This window comes from Terrimonas ginsenosidimutans (assembly GCF_022012415.1).
Classification (GTDB): domain Bacteria; phylum Bacteroidota; class Bacteroidia; order Chitinophagales; family Chitinophagaceae; genus Terrimonas_A; species Terrimonas_A ginsenosidimutans.
The window spans coordinates 15,091-33,788 of the sequence record NZ_JAKLTR010000002.1 but is presented as its reverse complement, the minus strand read 5'-3'; the positions used below and the strand labels follow the sequence as shown (position 1 = coordinate 33,788).

The following is an 18,698-nucleotide window of genomic DNA, read 5'->3' as shown; positions in this document are numbered from 1 at the left end:
GTTACTTTTAGAAGTTAAGGGTAAGGCGACCGCTGAATGTGCGGAAGATCGGGTAAGAGTAAAAATCGATATCCCAGCCTTCCGGCGTTACACCCGTGAAGTTTGTCCAGGTGTAGAGGTTACGACCGATCAGGGAAAGTTTCGCGCCTTTGATCACGCCGCCTACGCCAAGTTTTTTCACCGGCAGTTGATAGGCTAATGAAACTTCCCGAAGGGAAACATATCCACTGTTCTCGATCCAGTAATCCGTTGTTTGTTGCGCATTGAACACTGCTGTGATGAATGGCAAAGGAAGACCCGCAGCTACAGCCTGATCAGTGAACGCGGAACGATACTGGTAAGTGAGATAGTTTACGGTTTCGTTATACTTCTGTCCGCCCTGTTTCCAGTCGAGCACGGTGTATAGCGAGAGTGGTCCCCAGCTCAGCGTGTTGGTAAATCCAACCTGGAAATTCGCCTGAGCATCTCCGATCACTTTATTATTGCCGGTTGCAGCATTCTGGTAGAATACGGGCAATTCGGCCGCCGTTCCGATCTGGCTTTTCAATACAACAAACCCAAGTTGATTTGTGGTAAAATCTTCCAACCTTAATGTACCGCCAGCTGCATTGCTTACAAAGCCTTTATCATCTACTTCAAGCTGAGAAAGATTGGTAAAGATGCTGTAACCATAATAAGAATACGGGCTGATGCCGGCTGCCTTGCGGAAATCTCCGGAGGTAAATTCAGGCACATCACCCAGTGAAGTGATCTTGCTTCTTACCCGGCTGAATGTTGCTCCCGCATTCCACTGCCATTTGCCATTAGACAGGATATTACCATTTATTTCAAGTTCATAAGAACTTGACTTTACTTCACCAAGGTTACCCCAGATGCCTGCAGTACCGGTGGTTGGAGGAAAAGCCGGCACCAGGATAAAATCATTTTTGCTGGTAGCTGTCGCATAGTTCGCCTGGATATTGATCCGGTTGAACAACACCGCGTCAACACCGAGTTCAAGCTCAGATGTTACGGCGCGTGTCAGATCGGTATTATCTCTACGTGTATAGCTCACGCCGCCGGAACTGGAGAGAGACACGCGGCTTTCTTTGGCACCGAAGCCCGGCAAACTACCTGCACGCCCATAGGCAGCGCGGATCTTAAGGTCTGTGATCGCACCAAGTTGAACATCCTCTGTAAGGCGATACGCAACAGACGCGCGCGGAAAGAATGCGGCAGCTACATCGGATCCAAATCTTGAGCTGAGATCAAAACGGCCTAATACATCCAGGAAGATCTTGTTCTTCCAGGCTGATTTCACATTAAGGAAATAACCATAGTTCACCAGCTGGCTCCAGGAAGAAGAAGTAGAACGCGTAGCCGCTTCTACCACACCCAGGCTTTTTACCGGTGCACTAAGGTTATAACCAGACCCACTTAAATTCGTCACTCTTGATTCTTCGTAAACAGATTTAAGATTTACACCGAAATCAAAATCACCGAACTTGTCGTTATAGTTCAATTGGATCTGCGCATTCTTTGATGCAACTCTTCCATTGGACAGGCCGTAATAACCATTGTTACGGCTTACTTCCGGAGTCAGGGTCTGATAACCTACCGGATAGTAATCTTCCGTTTCGCTGTATTCATTCTGGAATGCTCCATTAACTTCTGCGGATATCTTCCTGGAGAATTTATATTTCAACCGGCCACCGATCAGGAAATTGTTCGACGTATTTGCATATTCGCGATAGCTCAATTGATAGAACGGATTACCTACGTTGAACTTTTGAATATCGAAACCATAGGGTTTGAAGGCATAGCGACCGTCAGCCTGCCGTTCAGTAAGATCAATAAATGGCTCGTACAACAAAGCAGAATAGAGAACCGAACCGGCGCCGCTGGAAGAAAGGGAAGCCGACGGCGTATTGCGATTGAAATACTGCACCGTCACATCCGCTTCAATGTTCTTGTTAGGCTTAAAACCTACATTCAATAAAGCTGTTCTTCTGGTATCGGGGGAAATAGGACCGGCGACCCCTCCTTTGGATTGATTCTGAAAAGACCCATACAGGTTATATTTTTCCCCGGCAGTAGATACAGAAATAAAATTCGTATAGTAGGGATTATTGCTCAGCATGCTATTCACGTTATCATTGTAATTTGTATAGCGATGCTGGTTCAAAGAGAATCCATTTTCTTTAAAATCAAGCGTCCTGTTATTACCGGATGACAACACGAAAGACCCATCCGCATTCACTTTATAAAAATGGAGTTGAGAAGTAGGCGGCGTACGCTGAACATTGCTGATGCCATATTCGTTATCAACAACGATATTGAGCTTATTAAGCCCCTTTCCTTTCTTCGTGATCACCTGGATCACCCCACCCTCACCGCGTGTTCCATATAGAGCGGAGGCAGCAGCGCCCTTTACCACCTCGATCGTTTCTATGTCCTGCGGATTCAGATCAGAGAGATCAAGCGCGGTAACAAAACCGTCCACCACCAACAAAGGCGCGATATTACCGTTGATCGATTTTGCGCCACGGAGATAAACCGTTGCGCCCTGGTTGCCCGCCGACTGATCGATCTGCAATCCTGCCACTTTACCACGCAGCGATTGCGATGCATCCGTAGCCGGGACGGTATTCAATTGCTCGCTGCCCACTTTCGTTAACGCGAAAGAAAGCTTGCGCCGGCTTGTTCCTTCCGCGACACCTGTTACCACAACATCCTCGAGCTGTACTGCCTGCTCTTCCAGCTTTATCTCTATCGAGCCTGAGGTTGCTGTAACATCCTGTGTTGTATGCCCGATATAACTAACAGTAAGCACATAAGGGAATGCCTGGCCTGTACGAAAAACAAACTTTCCGTCTTTATCTGTCACCACGCTATGTGTAGTATTCCTGATCGCAACACTGGCTCCTTCAAGCGGAGCGTCTGTTTTTGCGTCAACAACACGACCATTCAATACAGAATTAATAGTAGAGGGATTTCCTTGAGAGAAAGCATACAGAGGTAGCCATAGCATAGCCACTAACCATATCCGCAGATATCGTTTCATTCAGTTTGGTTTAAAGTTTACGAAAAAGACAATACTATCCTGCCAGGCAAAGCGCCTGAAACCTGTATTATCAAAACAATTACAGCTATGGCATTAACCGTTAGGGAGAAGCAGATGAATTAAAGCTGACGAAGTAGAGTAGATAAAATGAGAGCTTTGCAGGAAGGTTACAACCGGCAATTAGTCTACCATTTTGGTGGACAAATATAAAACAGTTTCTTCACCAATTCCAAAAAAATATTTCGCTGGTATTTTATATGCGCGATATGAACAGTTGTAAGCCTGGTGATCTCAGGAGTTTGCTGGTTGACTGGCGTAGGAGTAACGCAACGGACGCAATGAACCGCAAAGGACGCAAAGAAATGCCCTTATTGTAAGGATATACTTTGCGCTCTCCGCGGTTCATTGCGTCCGTTGCGTTAATCCTACGCCAGAATATAGACAAGAAAGATTTGATCATTTTGGCAACTCCGGTCTCCGCATTTTGTATTGCGTAGCCGTGATCGCATCAAGAAAAGCGACCAATGCCTGCTTTTCTTCTTTGGTGAGTTTCAACGGTTGGAGAATGATATCTGTTTTCGGATAGAGGGTATCCGATTTATCTTTTGCCTTATCATCCAACTGATGCATGCCGCTGTTATACATGTTGATGATGCCGGTCATGTTATCGAACAGACCATTGTGCATCCATGGCCCGGTTTTCATCACATCACGCAATGAAGGTGTTTTAAAGCGGCCTACATCCTTTGCCAGTTTTGTGACGTTATATCGTCCGAGATCCTCATACTCCCGGCCATAATAAGTAAGACCGATATTATGGAATTGTTCGTCCGTAAAGTAAGTTCCATTATGACAGTTGATACATCGTGCTTTCCGGCGAAAAAGATCAAGCCCCTGGATCTCTTCATCATTCAGGGCAGTATACTTGCCGCGTACGAATTCATCGAAGCGGCTTTGCCGGCTTTTGATCACCGATTCAAAAGCAACGATCGCTTTTACGATCTTATCCAGCGACACCTGCTCAGAACCATATGCCTTTTTAAAAAGCGGTTTATACCCGGCGATATCTCCGATTTTCTTTGCCAGCAACGGCGTTTGCATATTCATCTCGTTATGCGCTGCGATCGGATTAAGCACCTGGTCTTCGAGGCTTTTGCTGCGGCCATCCCAGAAAAATGATTTACGGGAAACGATATTCAGCAGGGACATTGAGTTGCGTGAGCCCTGCAGGTGATCCGTACCCAGTGAAACACGGCGGGCATCGCCCCAGGCGATCTCCGGATCATGACAACTGCTGCAGGAGATCTGGCTGGAGGCAGAAAGACGCGGATCAAAGAAGAGCACCTGCCCTAATTTCACCTGTGGGTCTTTTTCTACCCTGAGCCATTCACTATCATAAGGAAGTGCAGAAAGTTCTTCGTACGGCAATCCTTGATCAATATTGGGAGCCGGCCATTCACCAGCAGGTCTTGCATAAAGCAGCCGGAGCGAATCATTGAGGCCTCGTCCATTCATTGTCGCAGATCTGGAAGTTGCCCATGATAAAATGGTCACAGATCCGGCGATCAATGCCAGGCAAATACTGGTTCTCTTCAATTTCATAAAATGTGCTTTACGGCCAAACAGACACCGGTTTACCGGATAATAAAACGCAAAAGTAAATCAAGAACGAGTGGCTTCCATAAAAAACGGATTCCGGATAATTAAAAACTGCAACCAACGGTCAGTGCGATCACACGGAAATCGCTTCCATTGTAAACAGTCTTCCATGCCCTGGTTAACGATGCGGACAGGTTAATAAATGCCTGCACATTCCGGTTGACACTACGGCTTACCCGGAAAGACGGTTGCAATGCGACTTGCGGACTCGTGAAGAACTCATACTCCTGCTGAAGATAAATATCCCTTGATCCCGGAGGGATCTGGCTGGACGAGGGCGGTACATATACGCCATCCGTCTTGGGAACTCCTGTACCACCACCATATCCCAATCCCAGCGAAGCGGTAAGCAAGCATGCATTTACCAGCCAGCTTCGTTTTGCTGTAACACTTGCGTGATAATTATTGTATTGCTGAACCCGGTAATAGGGGTACCGGATCACAGTCTGGTCGCGACTTGCATAATCTCCCAGAAAATGCACAGACCACAGTGGCTGGTCATTCCTTATATCCCAGTAATGTGAGTACTCTCCTTCCAGATAGGTTTTGTTACTGTTCAGTACCTTGTTCTGACCTATATAAGTTACCGCACTATTACCCCCTGGGGCAGTGCTGATGGTGTAAACATTTTCGAAATTCTCCAGTTTATCAACTGTCCCTGTAAGACGAATGTATTGAAGCGACCCGGCTTTTTTTATGCTGAGGCCCGTTGTAGATGCATACCTGTTTCCTTCATGCTCTGTGAATACGATAGTCGCAAGACCGCGTTCCCCATAATAACCGCTTCGCAGCTGATAGGAGAATTGCTGGAACAGTTCGATACCAGGCGCGACAGACCAGCCAACCTGTCCGGCAACAGTATGCCTCGAATCAGTCAGTGGCCGCGCCTGACCGGTATAACCCTGATCTGAGTGTAATTGGGAAAGTCCGAAAAAGGAGCCAAAGTTGATCAATGAAAGATATTGCCTGTCCGTGTTTCCCTGGATAGCGAAAGAGACACTCTCTATCCTGCGGCTATAGGTGTAACTTGCCCCCAATGTAACAGAAGAAGAGAGCTTGTAACTGGCACCCGCTTGCGCGTCCAGATCCAACAGCTTATTCACATGCCGAAGATCTCTCAGTTTGGCATAGTTCGCCGCTGTATAATTTACACTGCCGGCCAATGTGAACCTTGAAGTAACCTGGGCACTCACAGCACCCTGCAGGAAATAACTCTCAAGAGTCTTGCTTCCGGTCGTGCTATCAGCATTTTCATCAATATCCATTGCATGACTGTATGGATCGATAAATACAGATCCGCCCATATTCTTTCCCTTGAAGTACTCATAATCCACTTTACCGGCAAAAACAACTTTCGGGTTCAACCGGTAGATCGCTTCTGTATTTGCATTCAGTCCGAAACTATTACCTGACTGATAAAAATTCCTGAACCCTCCATCTGATTTCCTCGTGGTGACAGAAGCAAGCGACACACGTCCTTCACGCATGAACTGCAGACCAGTCGCCTGGTCACTATTAAGCCATGGATGGCGCTGCCGGATATATTGCAGATCCGGCAATGAACTGTCTGGCGATTGCGCAACTGACATGGCGGAGATCAACACTCCGCCAAGCAGTCCGCAATAGTATTTATACTTTGTTGAGATATTCGTAAACACGATCCTTTCGCTTAGTTTCTCAATGCAGCCTGGCTTCTCAGGTGGAAGTCATTGGTTGCGTTATTATCATCCTTAAAAATAATTCTCGCTCCAGCTTTGATAGAAGCTTCCGCATCGATACCGCTTGGGTCAGAAGAACCGCCGAGAGAAGTTGTACCAAAATTGTAACCGCTCACGATCTTGCCCGCATTTGTGGCAATCGCTTCGGTTGCTGCTTTATCGACATTGCGGTAAATAGAGTAACCAGATCTGTTTGCATGATACACGTAGCCAGCATCAACTGTTGCAGGGAAACGCTTTTTGTTGTCGTTATCATTCAACTGAAATGCTTCTACCGCATCGATCACCCAGCTTACTGGAACTTTTTTACTGGTAAGAGCTGCGCCCTGCTGATCATTCTGAGATACATCAGCACCAAATGCCACAGGAGTTGTATTAGCCACATTGAACAAAAACAGTCCCGGAGAAGTTACACTCAGTGTCCAGGCTGTTCCCAGCCCATACCTATATGCCTTCAGGTATTGGGTAGCCGGGATAGATGCTGCGGGAGTTACATATGTAGCAGCATGAGTAAATGTGGCGATATCATATGTTGCATAATAAGATGAATTGTCGAAGTTGATCGACTTAGAATACGTCACTGTATTATTCACCGCGTTAGCGATTGCGATAACCAATTGCTTACCCGGATCGAGTGTTACATTTTGCTGAAAATACCAGAATGCCTGTCCCGCAGGGATCCAGCCTGCATTTGCATAACTCAGTTGACCGCCCACGATGTACGCATTTGATCCTGTAGAATTATAAGGAGCGATCGTTGCCAGGCAAAGTTTACTGAGATCCGCCACGGCATCAGAGTTGTTGTACAATACAATGTATCTGTCATAAAGGAAAACGCCAGATCCGGCATCATTCGGTGTACCGCCCACAAACACTTCTTTGATGATCACCTGAGAACGCTGGGACTCCACCAGGTCAAGCGAAACCACATCTGAACTTACCCAGTTCGCAGCGACAGAGATCCCGCTTTTTACTCCATTGTAAACATAGGATCTGCCATTAGAAGAACGGCTGTCTGTAGCACTCGCTTCATAAACGCCTACAGGCAGCGTAAAAACAGCTTTACCGCCCGCATCAGTTTTTGCCTCATACGAAGACGCCGAAGAAGTGACCTTAACAGTCACACCTTCCTTAGCAGTAAAGGAACTGCCTGAAGGATAGTTTAACTGTACGTTCACCGTCAGTATACTTGGCCCCACATCATCTTTCTTGCACGAAGCGAAGAAGAGCGTAACCGTCAACATTACCAGCAATACATTTTTCATAATTCACGTATTTCTTTTGTATTAATAAACAGATTAAATTTTTAAGCGGAAAGACAAGCCGTAGTAAAATGCAGGGATATAGGAGCTGCCAAACAAAGAGGCACTTCCGTTATACTGACTGAATCTGACCTGCGAAATATTATTGATAAAATTGATTGCGTTAAATGTGATCGACACCGCCTTACCTAACTCTTTTGTGATACCGATATTGGCTGAGTAATACACAGATACGCGGGAAGGATTGTAATAGTAGTTATAATTATTCTTCACCACCAGCTTTACCAGCTCATTGTATAAAGCCCTGTCATTATCCTTCGCCCAGATCAGTTTCTCTGCGAATGGCACCTTCGTTTGCATATCATCATAGGCGGTATAGTATTCAGGATAGACAGCTATGAATTGATCTCGGCCATATATATCAGACTTCGTGGAGGAAGGTGTAAAATCCGACTGGTTGTCCAACACATATCCCCGCTGTCCATTTTTATATTCACTCAGGTTCCGGCCAAAATCATAAAGCGAACATTCCAGCCTGGCGGTGAATATCAATCTCAATGCAGGAATATGCGTAGTGGACGTGACGTTAAGATCGACACTCCTGCGAAGGCTTCCATTCGCAGACACAGAGCCGCCTGTGTAATACCCTACGTACTTGTAAGGGCTGCCATCTGCCATCAGTGTATTGGAGACCGGCATGGAAGCCACTACCGTTTGCTCAAGTCCTTTATACTGGTAATAATTACCATCCACTCTGAATCCTGTTCTGATCGCAGCGATCTGCTTAAAATCAATGATCCAGGCGAGACGTTTCCTGTAAACAGGTGAACCATTTTCGGGACGGTTATTGGAGATCCCGCGCGTGATCTCCCTGTATGGAAGAGCCTGCGAAGGCAAAGCTCCGGTTCTGTCATGCGCTGTTACAATACCGCTTTGCTGATCTATGGTGTAAATCCGGTTGTTTATCGGGATGGGAAAATTGTCAAGCGCTGACTGATCCGTGAACTTGTGCGTGAATGGAGTGTAGTTCGTGCTGAATATATACGGATTGGTCGTTTTATCATAAGATGCCGTGATCACGAACTTCACTCCATCTATATTTCCCTGCAGGTTGATCTCGCGCAGGGTATTTTGCTGCCACTTCAGATCCGGATTATACTCCTGCACATTCGGCTGAGTATAGTAGGCATAAAAAGTTTTTCCATCCGAAGTTGTTCCCGGTGCAAAAGAAAGAATATCCGTATAGCGGGGAACAGGAAACAGCATATTAAACGAAGGCAGCTTTACCGTCTTACCCCAGCTCACACGAACACTGAGGTCAGTCACACGCTGCTTTGCCTTTTCAAAGAAGCTGTATTCCGCACTGAACCTTGGCGATAAGCTGCCTGTGTTACCATATGCAGAACCGGCAACAGAGGTGATATCCGACCGAAGTCCCGCAACAAAACGAAGTGTTGAACTTGCGAAGCGCAGATTCATCCTGTCTTCTGCATAGAATGCGTAGTTAACAATGGCAGGCATCGCAGAATAAGGATAAGGCCGCCATGTTGGCGCATAGCGCATCTCTTGATAGTACTCACCCTCGCCCCCATTGTAGCTTCTGCTCCATTCGCCGCCAACAAGCAGGCGATTGCTTACATTATTGATCTGCCGGCTCCAGTTTGCTTTTAAACGGGCAGTATAATTTTGCATGTCATTTCCCACTTTCCTGATCTCATACCAGTAACCGGGATCGATAAGAATGATATTTGAATTCGGATTGTCGGCATAACGTTCTCCCACAAAATACCCGGTCTGCATTGTGTGGATCGCCGCTCTCGAAGCAGGGGTAGACATCGCACTGCTTTCCTCAAAGGATCTGTTATTCAGGTTGAACGTACCCGAAGCTTCCAGGGAGGTGATCCATGGCTTATTTAATTGCCATCTCACCGACATATTACCCCTAAGCGCATTATCTTTTTCTTTGACATACGTATTGCCAAAAAGGTCCGGATCCGATTTCGAATTATATCCGCCAAGGTTTCCGTTCAAACCCATTTCGAAAGAGATCGGTCTCCTGGATTTCCGGTTAAAAACATTACTGTAGTTGAGGCCGAGATTATTTCTTACATAAGTGGTATAAGGCGATGCAAGATTGGATATAGAACGTGTATGCTCAAGATTAAAGGAAAATACACCTGCCTTATCGCCCAGATCGAATCCTTTGCCAAGAGCAACCTGCTTTGTATTCGGCTTGGTCATTACATCGAAAACCAGCGGCGACTTGCCCTTGCGTGTGTTGATCTTCACCATTCCATTGCTCAGATCACCATACTCCACTGAAGGCAGACCCGTAACGATCTCTACGCTCTCAATATTTGTTGAAGCAATATTCCTGATATCGGCACCAATGTTCCGGCTGCCAGTTGAGGCCTGGAAAGACGATGGCGGTATTGCATTATTGGATAACCGTACTCCATCCAGCTCAACAGCCACGCCAAACAGGGCATTCCCCCCTTCTCCTGAAACACCGTTTACAGATAGCATCTGCGCAGCAGATCCTGCCAGGTGAAGATTTCTGTTTGTTTTCCCGCCTGGTAAAAGACTGGTGACATCTCCCACACTGAGGATCTGCATATGATCAAGCGCTGTACGATCTATCAGGTAAGAAGTAGATAATGTATTGGCATTGCGTTTGGCCGTAACCGCAACCTCCTTCAGCGTCAGATCCTGCGTTTCAAGAATGACGACAAGTCCCGAGCGGGACTGAACAACTTCGATATCTGTATTTTTTGGAGCAAACCCGAGACTTGACACAGAAAGCAGATGCTTACCTGCGGGAACATTACGCAGGTTGAATTCTCCCTTATCATTGGCAACAGCAGAAAGATCAAGCGCAGTAATAGTAAGCGTCGCAAAAGAAACAGGTTGCTGGTGATTGCTGATCACTTTCCCTGATACGTTGAACTGGCCCACCGTAACACCCGCAAGACAAAACAGGAAAAAAGATAAAAGTGCAATTCGCATGGACACGCCTGAAATTTGATAATTACATTCAATGATCTTAAGCCACCAGCCAAATTGTTCATAGTAGTGATACCAGCGTCCGGTATAAAACGGTCGGTTCGAAAAGGTTTAATCAGGCCTTACAGGTGCAGTTCTTTAAAGCTTATCACGAATGATAACGCACTCCGGAACAGTGCACGTCCTTTACGCGGGCTAAAGGGGGTGGTATAAGAGTCCGCAAATGTCGCTACGCAAAGAGGCGGGATGTTTACGAATTGGGGAAATAACCATAAGAGAAAACACTTGTTAGTGCTGGTCGGACGCTTTGTGATCACTACCTATATAAAAGTTCCCGTGCAGAATTGTAAGCGGTTTGTCATATTCAAAACAGCCAGCATTATTTTTCGATTAGAGATCGGCTACTCTTGCAGGTTTGTGCGGGTGATCGTAGTTGGAACACCGAGGTTTTCAGTAAGGACTTACTAGAAAAGGATGAGCTTTTAACTTTTTTCGCATTTCGTAAACGCTGAAACAAGCACCCAGGGACTTCGTTGAACCCGTCCCTGAGTGATATTTCCCAAATTGACCTTTCGGTATTAATTGAAAGACGCCGGTTCACCTTTTTGTACAGTGAAACATATCCCGAATGTAGAACACACCGTCAAACACATCAGCCCATTGAGCCTCCGCATTAGTATGAAACTTCCCTTTCATAAAGAAAACAGGTTTCTCTGCCGGGTTTGCCTGCCGGTAAGATTTGAGATCAACAAACGCAAAGGGTTCACGTTTCGAAGCCATCCAGTTCTCTATTCCATTCTTAGCCGGTTTGCTGACCTTAAAGGGCTTTACAAAGACCCGTCCGGCTGTGCCTTTATAAGAAGTAAATCCAAGCACGTACATGGAATCTTTTAACACTTTCCCCAGTTCATCCCCCATTGCGTAGTGCCTTCCGTACTTGTTTGTGGGAAATGCATCGTACGCGTTTTTTGCTATATGATAGTTGTGTGCCCAGATAATGATCTTCCGGCCAGCATATTTGTACCTGTAAAGCCAGAGGAAATTAGCCGCCATTTGGCGGTCGCGTGCCGAGGAGGCTGCCGGATAGCTGTTGTTTCCAAAAAAGATATGCTGCCGGGTATATGCTTTTACACTTTGCACCAGTATTTTCACCCGGGACGAATCTGGAAAAGGTTTCAGTTCTATCGCAATACTGTCCAGCAACCGGTCAAAATACAAAAGGCTGTCCGCCGGGATCACTTTGCCGGAATGCAAAGGGTAATAACGACTGATATAATCGAACAGGGGAACGATCTTTCCTGTAAAACGGCTGCCTGCCTTTTCGAGTAAAGCACGCATATCTCCCGGATAATTCTTTCTTCTATAAGCTCCGTGAAGCTGGCTGTCAAATCCTGTCACTGCGATCGGAGATGAAGTGTTATAACTACTATCGATATAAGAGAATACAGAAGAACACTCTATGCAATCCGTCCAGATCGAGAACACGTTGCCTTTCATCAGTTTCATAGGAGATTCACGTTTTGCACTGGCCTCATCCTGCGCAAACAACAGCCCGTAAAAATCACTTTCAAATGCGATCACATCAAATCCTTTTTTCTCATGGAGGTAACGGATCAGGCGGGCCTTTGCCTCAAAGGTCGGTGCGTCTCCATGATCCTGCTCTCCCAATGAAACGATCTGCGCATCACCGATCGCTTCCCCGATCACTTCAAGATCACTGAAGTCCGTATCAGTCACATCAATACTCCGGATCACTTTGGTATTAGCCTCAATAAACTTCCGAATATCCGTTTGGGCTTTACTTTCCGAAATGACAATAAGCAGGAGCAAAAAAATGATCGCTTTCATAAATAAGTTTTACTAAAACTACTTTCACTAATGCCCTTAGTGTTGCCCGATCTGCAAACACCGGCTTTTTGTCTGCAACACCAGCAATACAAAATTTCCGCAGCCATTTAACCAAATGATACCTCCCCGTTCTGACGCTCTTCCCTTTTGCCGGTAAATACACCGGTGCGGAAGGCCCAGCCCCGGTGCTAATACAGTTTTCCACTGGTTGAAGCGCCGGTCACCCGTTCGTTCTTCGTCCCGCAAAGATTTGTACCGACAAAAACTTGTTAATAAGACAAAACCATTTAGTTGGTTAACTTTCAAATAGTTGGGCAGAATCAAGCGGTATTTCTCCAATCGTTCCAACACTCCAGTTTTTCCCGATATAGAAAGCCGAAAAAGCGCCCCCGTGCTACCTTTGCGGCGTATAAAGAAATTTGTTGCATCATCATTGTTTGTTCACCGCACCAAAGCAGCCAATCATATCATGAAAAAAACATTACTGGGTATCCTTTTAGTTACCGCCATCACCGCAGGTGCCCAACAAAAAAACGTATTTCTCGATCAGGCATTCTGGAAGACCAATCCTTCTGTAGAGGCCGTAAAAGCAGAGATCGCAAAAGGCAGCGACCCTGCTGCATCAAACAGCAATGCTTTTGATGGCGTTGTAATGGCCATCAACTCCATGGCACCGAATGAGTCCATCAAATTCATGCTCGATCAGAAAGGAAATGAGATCAACAAGATCACCCACGACAGCCGCACGTATATATTCTGGGCTGCAAACCGTGGCAATGTTGAACTGGTTGAATACCTCCTGAGCAAAGGCGCGAGAATTGATCTCGAAGACAGCCACGGTGCTTCTCCCATGGGCTTTGCAGCCGGCGGCGGCCAGGCAAATCCCAAACTGTACGAAGCATTCATAAAAGCAGGCGCTGATGTAAAAATTCTTAACCGCGATGGAGCAAACCTGCTGATGCTCGGCATTGCCAGCGACAAAGATCTAGCCCTTACCAACTTTCTTGTTTCAAAAGGTCTTTCCCTGCAAAGCGTAGACAAAAATGGTAATACCCTATTCAATTACGCCGCAAGAACCGGCAACACCAAATTGCTGAATACTTTGCTGGAGAAAGGCGTTAAGTACACTGACAATGCAATGATCATGGCGGCACAGGGTACAAGAGGCACATCCAACACCATTGAAGTGTATGAGTATCTCGCCAACCTGAAGATCAAACCAACGGCGGTAAATGCGAACGGCGAAAATGTACTGCATATTCTCGCGCGCAAGCCAAATCAAAAAGAGATCCTCAGCTATTTCATCGCTAAAGGGGTGAATGCCACGCAAACTGACAATGACGGCAATACTCCTTTCATCAATGCAGCCGCTTCAACAAAAGACACGGCAACTTTATCTTTGTTGCTCGGCGCACTCAAAAACATCAACAACACTAATAAGAAAGGTGTTTCAGCCCTCGCACTTGCTGTTCGCAGTAATAGTCCTGAGATCGTGAGCTACCTGCTGGGCAAAGGCGCAGATACAAAATTGACCGATGCTGAAGGAAGCAACCTGGCTTCTTACCTCGTTCAATCATACAGCGAACAAAGAGCGGCGGAGTTTGAAGCAAAACTGAAACTTCTTCAGGAAAAAGGCTTCGCAGCAAATACACCTCAGAAAAATGGCAACACGCTTTATCATCTCGCAGTAGCAAAAAGCGATCTCGCGTTGCTGAAACGCGTATCACAGCTCTCCGTTGATGTAAATGCAAAAAATAAAGAAGGTCTCACTCCTTTACACAAAGCTGCCATGATCGCTAAAGACGATGCGATCCTGAAATACCTGCTTTCTGTTGGTGCAAAAAAAGACCTGATAACTGAATTCAAAGAAACAGCTTTCGATCTCGCTGTAGAAAATGAGAATTTTTCTAAGAACAATATCAAAACTGATTTTTTAAAATAAGATGATAAAGAATATCTGTAAGTTCAGCCTCGTGGCTGCAATGATCTGTAGCCTTCCTGCAATCAGCCTCTCTCAGAGCAGCAAGTACAAGTGCATGCTGCAGATGTCAAACTACCTGGGCGAAGGCGCTTATGTAGTCGTTTCACTGGTTGACCCCAAAGGCAACTATGAGAAAACATTGTATGTAATGGGCTCCGACAAAAAATGGTATCCCAATCTTAAACAATGGCATAAAGCCTACTCAAAGAAACCATCCAACATCAGCAGCATCACCGGCGCTTCTGTAACCGGTGGCGACCGCAGCATGACAGTGATCCAGATCGACAACAATAAGATCAACGCAGGGTACAAACTCCGTTTTGAGACCGCTGTGGAAGACAAGGAATACCACGAAAAAGATGTGGAAGTTGCCCTGACCAATGAAGGACTTGCTGCTAAAACGGAAGGAACGGGATATATACGGTATGTGAGGTTGAGTGCAAGCAACTAATTAAAAAGTAAAAATTAAAAAGTAAAAAAAGCCTCGCTTAAGAAGAGCACTCTCGAATAAGCGAGGCTTTTTTTACTTTTTACTTTTTAATTTTTAATTTTGACTTTCTCGACCTGATCACCTTCCCCGCATCCGTGATCATTATGCAGGAGTATTCCGGATATTTCTTTAGCAGTTCTAATCCTGCTTTTTGTCCAAGTACCATAAGGGAAGTACTGAAGCCATTGGCTTTCTCTGCGCTTGGCCCGAATACTGTAACACTTGTTAATCCGGTCACGGGATAGCCAGTTGAAGGATTGATTATGTGCGAATATCGTTTCCCATTAAACACCACATATTTTTCATAGTTGCCTGAAGTTGTTACCGCCCCCTCTTTTAACGGCACAACTGCAAACAGTTCATCCCGTTGTTTTGGGTTGGTGATGCCGATGTTCCATGGTTTTCCGTTAGGCTGCGTGCCCCAGGTAGCCATATCTCCGGAACCGTTCACGATCCCGGCTTTTACACCACGGGCCAGCATCATATCGCGGCAACGATCTGCCGCATATCCTTCACCGAGTGCTCCAAAGCCGATCTTCATCCCGGGCAATTTCAAAAAGATCGTGCTGTTAACACTGTCGAGAATAATGTTTTTGTATCCTACTTTCTCTACGGACTTCCTGATCGCTTCCGGCGTTGGCATCTCCTCCATTGACCCATCAAACTTCCAGATCCGGTCCATCGCCGCAAAACTGATATCAAATCCACCGTTGGTGATACGGGAAAATTCAAGTGCACGCCGCGTAAGTTCAAACACTTCACGGTCCACCTTTACCGCGTGCGAACCCGCCGCCGCGTTCACCTGCGAAACCTGCGAAGCGGGCTTCCAGTCGGAGATCAGGAATTCAATTCTCGACACTTCCGCGATCAAGGTATCGATATACCGCTCCGCCAGAACAGAATCGTTTGCCACGATCGTAAAATCAAATCTCGCCCCCATCAGCATTGTCATCCTTTTTCGCAACACCTGAGCCGAAGATCCCATCGCTACACCCGCAAACAATATTGTGATCAATACACTTTTAAGCAATAAACGATTCGACATAGATGATCTGGAATTGATAAAAAAACAGGAGAAGCTTCTCAAACGCCTCTCTATATTCACGACCCAAAGCTACACTTCGAAGAATACATACTATTACGGAAACGGGAATAAAGCTTTTTCTTAATCTGTTCAACAAGCACACCACCACGCCCTTTTCTGTTAAATGCTTAATTTAGCAAGTAATTTATTAAAATCCTGCTACTTGTATCGCATACAGCGACCTACGACAGACAGGCACCTTTATCATGATCCAACAAGCAATTATACTCGCCGGTGGCCTCGGCACCCGACTTCGTGAAGCAGTTCCTGATCTCCCAAAATGCATGGCCCCGGTAGCCGGGCGGCCATTTATTTATCATGTGATCAATTTCCTGCAGCAACAGGGCATTACGTCCTTCATCTTTTCCCTGGGATACAAACACGAAGTGATCGAACAATACCTGAAAGACGAATTTCCCGCGCTGAAGTATGAATGCGTTATCGAAACCGAACCACTCGGTACAGGAGGCGCGATCCAATTAGCCTGTAAACACGCCACAGAAAAACAAGTATTGGTCACCAATGGCGATACACTGTTCAAAATAGATATCGCACAGCTTTCAGCATTTCATCAATCGAAAAATTCAGAATGCACACTTGCACTGAAACCCATGCAGAATTTTGATCGCTATGGCATGGTAGCAGTAAACAACCATGGCATCGTTGAAAGCTTTAAAGAAAAACAATTCTACAAAGAAGGACTGATCAACGGCGGCACTTACCTGCTTAATGTGGATGCATTTCTCGCCCATGGCTTTCCCCTGAAGTTTTCATTCGAGAAGGATTATCTCGAGAAATCAACATCAACCGGCAAACTTGCCGCACTTGCCCAGGATGCCTACTTTATCGATATTGGCATTCCCGAAGATTTCAACCGCGCGCAGAACGAACTCAAACACCGCAATCTTCAGTTAAGTGATATCGATAAGAACTGGACGCTTTTTCTCGACCGTGATGGCGTGATCAATGAAGATAAACCGGGAAGCTATATCTTCTCCACAGACGAGTTCGTATTCATGGAAGGCGGGCCCGAACTGTTCAAAACTCTCGCGGAGCGCTTTAAATACATCGTGGTAGCCACCAATCAACGTGGCGTTGGCCGTGGACTCATGACGGAAGACACACTGAAAGAGATCCATCATAAGATGAAGACTGCTATCGTGAATGCCGGAGGAAAACTGGATGCTATCTATTACGCCACGTCCATCCACAATAATGATCAGTTCCGTAAGCCTAACCCGGGTATGGGATTACAGGCAAAAAAAGACCTAAGCAACGTTGATCTCCATCGATCCGTCATGATCGGGAATAATGTGAGCGATATGCAGTTTGGCCGCGCGGCAGGCATGTATACCGTTTTCCTGACCACCACCAATAAGGAAATCCGGCTGCCACACCCTGATATAGACCTCATTTTTAATTCATTAAAGGATTTTGTCAAAGCTTTAGCAGAAACCGCATAATTAATTCAGCTGCCTGTCGTTTACGGTGCACAGGTTATAATATCCATGCGCATGAAAAAAACATCCACAAGTGTAAAGATCTGCCTGCTGGCATTACTGGCCGTGATAACGCTCGGGAACAGCGTTAAAGCGCAGCTGATTACGCCTTCAGATAAGCGGAAGCTTCAGCACAAGGAAGACACCCTTAAGGAATACGCCCGTTACATGATCACTGACGAAGAGCCAGCAGACAGAATGGTGTCTGACAGTATTTTCGTCCGCACCCTCGTCAGAGCATTGCAGATCAAAAACTCTTTCTATTACCCTTTCGACTCCATCCAGGGCGTTTCAAGATTGTATGCGCCAGATTCCACCTTCCGCATCTTCACCTGGAATATGCAATTCGACGACTATTACTGCCGCCAGAAAGGAGCCATACAAATGAAAACCAAAGATGGCTCTCTAAAACTGATCCCGCTAAGAGATGTATCTGAATTCACAGACAATGCGAAAGATTCAGTGCGTACAAAGAACAACTGGATCGGAGCAATCTATTACAATATTATAAAGACCCAATATAATAACAAGGATTACTACACCCTCTTCGGCATCGACTTCAACACACCCATGAGCACAAAGAAATGGGTGGAAGTAATGCACTTCGACGAACGTAATGAACCTTTATTCGGCGGACAATTCTTCAGCTTTGCAGAGGATACAGTCCCCAAACCCGTTGCTTATCGCTATGGACTTGAATACAAAAAAGACGCCCGCGTATTGCTCAACTACGTGAAAGACCTCAAGCTCATCCTGGTTGATCACCTGATCTCCGAAACAGACCAGCAGGATCTCCCATGGACATTTGTTCCCGACGGCGATAATGAAGCATTCAAATGGGAAAATGGAAAATGGATGCATGTCGACAAAGCATTTGACTACAAAGTCGACATGCGTGGCGTTGACCCTTACATGGGTAACCCTCCCGTAGAAGACCCTCTGATGGATAAAAAAGGAAATGTGAACATGAAAAAACTGGATGAACAATCCGAAAAAAATAAAACGAAGGAAAAGCCAAAGACGGGGAACGAGAGGAAGGATTAAGCGCAAGAGAGAGAGACAAGTTTAATAGTTTAATGGTTTAAAAGTTTAATAGTGTAGAGACTATTAA

The 18,698-nt window shown here is 45.8% G+C and carries 11 protein-coding genes; 4 read left to right on the top strand and 7 right to left on the bottom strand.

Annotated features, from left to right (window positions below):
- Positions 1–7: 7 nt before the first annotated feature.
- From LZZ85_RS02870 to LZZ85_RS02845, 6 genes are all read right to left on the bottom strand, one after another.
- Positions 8–3,043: a SusC/RagA family TonB-linked outer membrane protein gene (locus LZZ85_RS02870; protein WP_237868428.1), complete on the bottom strand. Its 3,036-nt coding sequence runs from the start codon at positions 3,041–3,043 to the stop codon at positions 8–10.
- 456 nt (positions 3,044–3,499) lie between these two features.
- Positions 3,500–4,645 carry a cytochrome-c peroxidase gene (locus tag LZZ85_RS02865; RefSeq protein WP_237868427.1) on the bottom strand — a complete coding sequence of 382 codons (1,146 nt, stop codon included), beginning with the start codon at positions 4,643–4,645 and terminating at the stop codon, positions 3,500–3,502.
- A gap of 101 nt (positions 4,646–4,746) precedes the next feature.
- Positions 4,747–6,360 carry a DUF6850 family outer membrane beta-barrel protein gene (locus tag LZZ85_RS02860; RefSeq protein ID WP_237868426.1) on the bottom strand — a complete coding sequence of 538 codons (1,614 nt, stop codon included), beginning with the start codon at positions 6,358–6,360 and terminating at the stop codon, positions 4,747–4,749.
- Between the two features lie 11 nt (positions 6,361–6,371).
- Positions 6,372–7,685: a DUF4876 domain-containing protein gene (locus LZZ85_RS02855; protein ID WP_237868425.1), complete on the bottom strand. Its 1,314-nt coding sequence runs from the start codon at positions 7,683–7,685 to the stop codon at positions 6,372–6,374.
- Between the two features lie 33 nt (positions 7,686–7,718).
- Positions 7,719–10,688, bottom strand: coding sequence for a TonB-dependent receptor (locus tag LZZ85_RS02850; protein ID WP_237868424.1), 2,970 nt, complete (start codon positions 10,686–10,688; stop codon positions 7,719–7,721).
- Between the two features lie 594 nt (positions 10,689–11,282).
- Positions 11,283–12,533, bottom strand: coding sequence for an erythromycin esterase family protein (locus LZZ85_RS02845; protein ID WP_237868423.1), 1,251 nt, complete (start codon positions 12,531–12,533; stop codon positions 11,283–11,285).
- 469 nt (positions 12,534–13,002) lie between these two features.
- Here LZZ85_RS02845 and LZZ85_RS02840 point away from each other — a divergent pair, with 469 nt between their 5' ends.
- Both LZZ85_RS02840 and LZZ85_RS02835 read left to right on the top strand, forming a co-directional pair.
- Entirely contained in the window at positions 13,003–14,475 is a 1,473-nt protein-coding gene (locus tag LZZ85_RS02840; RefSeq protein ID WP_237868422.1) for an ankyrin repeat domain-containing protein, read from the top strand.
- 1 nt (position 14,476) lies between these two features.
- Positions 14,477–14,965: a DUF2271 domain-containing protein gene (locus LZZ85_RS02835; RefSeq protein ID WP_237868421.1), complete on the top strand. Its 489-nt coding sequence runs from the start codon at positions 14,477–14,479 to the stop codon at positions 14,963–14,965.
- A gap of 79 nt (positions 14,966–15,044) precedes the next feature.
- Here the strand turns inward: LZZ85_RS02835 and LZZ85_RS02830 are convergent, their stop codons facing one another.
- Positions 15,045–16,049 (bottom strand): FAD:protein FMN transferase, encoded by a 1,005-nt coding sequence (locus LZZ85_RS02830; protein WP_237868420.1) that lies wholly within the window; start codon positions 16,047–16,049, stop codon positions 15,045–15,047.
- 245 nt (positions 16,050–16,294) lie between these two features.
- Between LZZ85_RS02830 and LZZ85_RS02825 the strand changes: the two genes are divergently transcribed.
- Complete coding sequence (locus LZZ85_RS02825; RefSeq protein WP_237868419.1) at positions 16,295–17,551, top strand: HAD-IIIA family hydrolase; 1,257 nt, start codon at positions 16,295–16,297, stop codon at positions 17,549–17,551.
- A gap of 51 nt (positions 17,552–17,602) precedes the next feature.
- On the top strand, positions 17,603–18,631 hold the full coding sequence (locus LZZ85_RS02820) for a hypothetical protein (protein ID WP_237868418.1): 1,029 nt from the start codon (positions 17,603–17,605) through the stop codon (positions 18,629–18,631).
- Positions 18,632–18,698: the final 67 nt, after the last annotated feature.

What these genes read in the sequence shown, in the direction of transcription:
- LZZ85_RS02850 (WP_237868424.1), bottom strand. Translation starts at nt 10,688, where the DNA reads ATGCGAATTGCACTTTTATCTTTTTTCCTGTTTTGTCTTGCGGGTGTT.
- LZZ85_RS02865 (WP_237868427.1), bottom strand. Translation starts at nt 4,645, where the DNA reads ATGAAATTGAAGAGAACCAGTATTTGCCTGGCATTGATCGCCGGATCT.
- LZZ85_RS02835 (WP_237868421.1), top strand. Translation starts at nt 14,477, where the DNA reads ATGATAAAGAATATCTGTAAGTTCAGCCTCGTGGCTGCAATGATCTGT.
- LZZ85_RS02825 (WP_237868419.1), top strand. Translation starts at nt 16,295, where the DNA reads ATGATCCAACAAGCAATTATACTCGCCGGTGGCCTCGGCACCCGACTT.
- LZZ85_RS02870 (WP_237868428.1), bottom strand. Translation starts at nt 3,043, where the DNA reads ATGAAACGATATCTGCGGATATGGTTAGTGGCTATGCTATGGCTACCT.
- LZZ85_RS02845 (WP_237868423.1), bottom strand. Translation starts at nt 12,533, where the DNA reads ATGAAAGCGATCATTTTTTTGCTCCTGCTTATTGTCATTTCGGAAAGT.
- LZZ85_RS02855 (WP_237868425.1), bottom strand. Translation starts at nt 7,685, where the DNA reads ATGAAAAATGTATTGCTGGTAATGTTGACGGTTACGCTCTTCTTCGCT.
- LZZ85_RS02830 (WP_237868420.1), bottom strand. Translation starts at nt 16,049, where the DNA reads ATGTCGAATCGTTTATTGCTTAAAAGTGTATTGATCACAATATTGTTT.
- LZZ85_RS02840 (WP_237868422.1), top strand. Translation starts at nt 13,003, where the DNA reads ATGAAAAAAACATTACTGGGTATCCTTTTAGTTACCGCCATCACCGCA.
- LZZ85_RS02820 (WP_237868418.1), top strand. Translation starts at nt 17,603, where the DNA reads ATGAAAAAAACATCCACAAGTGTAAAGATCTGCCTGCTGGCATTACTG.